Origin of the sequence: Kitasatospora sp. NPDC092286, from assembly GCF_044755565.1 — a bacterium.
Lineage (GTDB): Bacteria > Actinomycetota > Actinomycetes > Streptomycetales > Streptomycetaceae > Kitasatospora.
The window spans coordinates 1-3,331 of sequence record NZ_JBIVRD010000011.1 but is presented as its reverse complement, the minus strand read 5'-3'; the positions used below and the strand labels follow the sequence as shown (position 1 = coordinate 3,331).

Annotated in this window: 4 protein-coding genes and 1 pseudogene; 3 read left to right on the top strand and 2 right to left on the bottom strand. The window is 74.5% G+C overall.

Features of this window, described 5'->3' with window-relative positions; all coding sequences use genetic code 11:
• Positions 1–360, top strand: a pseudogene (locus ACIQIB_RS13265) (RNA helicase); the annotation flags it as partial.
• 161 nt (positions 361–521) lie between these two features.
• Positions 522–1,361, top strand: coding sequence for a TIGR02452 family protein (locus ACIQIB_RS13260; RefSeq protein WP_400757900.1), 840 nt, complete (start codon positions 522–524; stop codon positions 1,359–1,361).
• A 41-nt stretch (positions 1,362–1,402) separates the two neighbouring features.
• On the opposite strand, the gene ACIQIB_RS13255 is transcribed toward ACIQIB_RS13260, so the two are convergent.
• Together ACIQIB_RS13255 and ACIQIB_RS13250 are read right to left on the bottom strand one after the other, a co-directional pair.
• Positions 1,403–1,738 (bottom strand): hypothetical protein, encoded by a 336-nt coding sequence (locus ACIQIB_RS13255; RefSeq protein ID WP_400657240.1) that lies wholly within the window; start codon positions 1,736–1,738, stop codon positions 1,403–1,405.
• Positions 1,739–1,860: 122 nt separating this feature from the next.
• On the bottom strand, positions 1,861–2,979 hold the full coding sequence (locus ACIQIB_RS13250) for a hypothetical protein (protein WP_400757898.1): 1,119 nt from the start codon (positions 2,977–2,979) through the stop codon (positions 1,861–1,863).
• A gap of 74 nt (positions 2,980–3,053) precedes the next feature.
• On the opposite strand from ACIQIB_RS13250, the gene ACIQIB_RS13245 reads away from it, so the two are divergent.
• A partial coding sequence (locus ACIQIB_RS13245; RefSeq protein ID WP_400757896.1) for an RICIN domain-containing protein occupies positions 3,054–3,331 on the top strand: 278 nt, incomplete at its 3' end.

Genomic DNA, 3,331 nt, shown 5'->3' with positions numbered 1-3,331 from the left:
CGTTCGGGTGGCTTCAACCGTGACCGCGATGACCGTGGTGGTCGTTCGGGTGGTTTCGACCGCGAGCGTTCCGGTGGCTTCAACCGTGACCGTGACGACCGCGGTGGCCGCTCGGGCGGCTTCGGCGACCGTCCGGCGCGCTCCTTCGGTGACCGTCCGGCCTTCGGCCGGGACCGTGACGAGCGCGGTGGCAGCAGCAGCCGTCCGTTCGCCCGCCGTGACGACCACCGCTCCGGCGGCCGTCCGCAGGCCTCCGGTGGCTTCAACCGCGACGACCGCGGTGGCCGTTCGGGCGGCTTCGACCGCGAGCGTTCGGGCGGCTTCAACCGCGACGACCGCAAGCCGCGCTGGAAGAACTGACATCGCGTATCCGATGTCGCGTAGCGCGTAGCTGACGCACTGCGGGCCCGCTCCACCTCGGTGGGGCGGGCCCGTTGGCGTTCCGGCCCCGGCGGGCCGTTGTTCTGCCGGTGAGAATAACCTGTGGCGCCGGGTGCGGGGTGTCCCGTACGGTCGCGGGCATGAGCAGCAGACTGCACGACGTGGCGGTGGTGAACGAGGGGATCGCCGAGCGGGGGAGCTACCGGGCGGCCGGGGGCGAGCTCGTGGAGGTGGCCGACCGGCTGGCGGTGGCCAGGGCGGGGACGGTGTCGTACGCCCCGGCGGAGCTGGACGCGCTGGTGCGGGCCGGTGCCCCCGGGCCCGGTCCGGCGGCCGGTGAGGGGGCGGTCGAGGTGACGGCCGAGGGCAGCATGGAGGCCGCCCGGCGGCTGGTCGGAGCCGGGGCCGGCCCGGTGGGGGTGCTCAACTTCGCCTCCGCGCGGAACCCGGGCGGCGGCTATCTGCGCGGCGCCCGCGCCCAGGAGGAGGACCTCTGCCGCAGCGCCCTGCTGTACTCCTGCCTGCTGGAGGCGCCGGACTACTACGAGGCGCACCGGGCCTCCACCGACCTGCGGTACAGCCACCGGGTGATCGTCTCACCCGGCGTGCCGGTGATCCGGGACGGGCGGGGCGAGCTGCTGGCGCGGCCGTACCCGGTCACGTTCCTGACCTCGCCCGCGCCCAACGCCGGTCAGCTGGAACGGCGTTCGGCGGGGGTGGACGTCCGGGGCGTGCTCGCCGAGCGGGCGGAGCGGGTGCTCGCGGTGGCCGCCCGGCACGGGATACGCGCGCTGGTGCTGGGGGCGTGGGGCTGCGGGGTGTTCCGCAACGACCCGGCACAGGTGGCGGAGGCCTTCGAGGGCACGCTGGCGCGGTACGGCGCGGCCTTCGAGCGGGTGGTGTTCGCGGTCTGGGACCGCACGCCCGTCTCGGCGAACCGGGCCGCTTTCGAGGCCCGGTTCGGCGCGGCCGGGTCCTGAGGGCAGCCGGTTCCCCCACGGCCTGTGCCGTCCCCGTACGGTCAGCGCTTGCGCGTGATCAGGGCGGTCGCGACGGTGGAGGCGGCGGCGACGACCCCGGTGACGGCGAAGACGGACGGCCAGGCGCCGATCTTCTTCGCCAGCGGGTGCGAGCCGCCGAACGCCGCCACATACAGCCCGGTCAGCGCGGCCGCGGTGGCCGGGCCCGAGCGGTGGTGCCACTGCGCGGCGGCTCCGGCACCGGCCACCGCCAGCACCGCGCCGCCCAGTTCACGCCGGCCGCTCCAGCGGGCGACGCCGTAACCGCCCACCAGACCGCTCGCCGCGGTGAGCGCGGCCGGCGCCGCGGCCGAGAGCACGTTCGGGACCTTCGCCATCCTCGACTCCACTCCTCAGATCCACCGGGCCGTCCGCACACCTGCCGACCGGCCCACTCCTCCCGACCATAACCCGACATCTCCCGACCGTCGGACGGGCCCCGGCCCCCGGGCGACAAGGCCTAGCGGAACGCCCGCTCGAACGACCGGGCCTCGGCCGCCCCCGCCAGCCGGGCCCCGGCCTCGGCCGGTGTCAGCACCCGTTCCAGCCGCAGATCACCGGGGACCTGCTGGATGAACCGCCCGGCCGACCAGCTGCGCTCGTACGGCTGCGGGTCCAGCACCAGGGTGCGGACGCCGTCGACCACCGGGATGTCGTCGGGCGTGCCCTCGTTCCAGATCCACGACCCGTCCGGCGCGACCAGGTTGAACGAGCCGAACGCGGTGAGCCGGCGCCCGTCCGGCACCTCGGTGCGGCAGAGCGCGACGACCTCCGGGTCCGGGCGGGTGCCCGGCAGGTGGCCGCCGCCGATCAGCACGTCCGCGAGCAGCGTGTGCAACTGGAAGTTGTCGCTCAGCCCGTCCATCCGCAGCAGGTACCCGGTGCCGGTGGGCCGGTCCAGCACCAGCAGCGGTTCGTCGTCGAGCGTCCTCGCCAGGTGGACCAGGCATTTGAGGTCGTGCCGGCCACCGCTGTACCGGTCGGCCAGTTCGACCAGGACGTCCGTCACCCCGGACGCCCGGGCCGAGGTGCGGACGGCGGCGTACGAGTACACCGCGAACGAGGCCATCTGCCAGAGGTGCAGCGTCCACCAGCCGATGACGGCCCGCTGGGCGTGCCACTCGTCCAGGCGGTCCGGGTCCTCGATCCGTCCGAGGGCTTCGGCCGGGTTGTCCCGGTCCGGGTCGGGCAGCTCGCCGCCGTCCGTCTCCTGCCAGCGCTCCACCAGCAACTGCGCGGCGCCGAGCGCTTCGCGCAGCCCGGCCAGCACGTGATCGGCGCAGGCCACCGGGTCGGCGCCGCGCTCCACGCACGCGCCCACCATCATCGCCAGCCGCGACCGGGGGAACGGCGGAGTGTCCGGCAGCAGGGTGGCCAGCCGCGGGCCGACCGCCGCCGACTCGCGGGGCCCGGCAGGCCCCAGCAGGCCGCCCACCAGCCGGAGCGCGTCGCCGAAGCGCTCGTCGTCGGCGGCTTCGACCGCCGCCGCCAGATCGGCCACCGCCTCGTCGAGGGTCGGCTGCTGACGGTCCGACGGGTCGGCGGACCCGCCGTGCGAGGGATTTCGGTCGGACACCATTCGCCGCAGCATAGGCGCCCCGTCGGACACCCGGCAGCGGGGGCTCTGTCGGACCCTGGTGGGACACTCCCACCGTGACTGACCATGTGATCGCGGACGGCCTGTACCGGGTGCGCAACGTCGGCAGCGGTCTGCTGCTGGAGGTCGCCGACGGCAGCCGCCGCAGCGGCGCCAAGGTCCAGCAGGGCGAGGACAGCGGCTCCGACGCCCAGCTCTGGCGCCTCACCGCCGTCCATCCCGGCGGCGCCCTCCACCACTTAGCTTGTCGTTTGACCTCCATTGATCATCTTCTGTGGCGTTCGGGTTATCGCCTGTCTGTTCGCTATTGGTTGGTGACCAGGGCGAGTCCGAC